Source organism: Bacteroides sp. HMSC067B03, from assembly GCF_001811315.1.
Taxonomy (GTDB): Bacteria; Bacteroidota; Bacteroidia; order Bacteroidales; family Bacteroidaceae; genus Bacteroides; species Bacteroides faecis.
In genome coordinates this window covers 1-481 of sequence record NZ_KV804380.1, presented here as the reverse complement: position 1 = coordinate 481, position 481 = coordinate 1, and the positions used below count along the sequence as shown (strand labels likewise).

The following is a 481-nucleotide window of genomic DNA, read 5'->3' as shown; positions in this document are numbered from 1 at the left end:
AAATCATTATGTGATACAATTATGCGATAAAGAGGTCCACCTACATATATGCTACTCAATGCATTATAGGATAAATCAATTTCTCTCAAAGCACATATTGTACCCTCCTTAATTCTCAATTGCCCACTGTACCTGTTATGTGAAAGATTTAGTATCTCCAACTTTTTAGGCAAAAAATGTGGAATAATTGTATCCAATAAATTACCAGATAAATTAAGTGTTTTAATAGTATAAGCAGATAAATCAGGGAAACTCACAATACTATCATTCGATAAATCATATGCGTTCATTACCGAATCAGAAGGTAATAAAAATAGATGTTCTAATTTAGTCAGTTTCTTCACTGAGACATGTTCCAAAGTTCCTTTCTTACTTCCTGCATGACAAGACAATAAAAAAAGAAGTACAAAAAATATAAGACCTGCATTTTTCATATTATTCCCTATTTATAATCATTTCTATATTCTTCTAACGCTGAATC

The 481-nt window shown here is 30.1% G+C and carries 1 protein-coding gene; it reads right to left on the bottom strand.

The features are described 5' to 3' along the window. A partial coding sequence (locus tag HMPREF2794_RS15950; protein ID WP_070751902.1) for a hypothetical protein occupies positions 1-434 on the bottom strand: 434 nt, incomplete at its 3' end. Between the last annotated feature and the right edge of the window lie 47 nt (positions 435-481).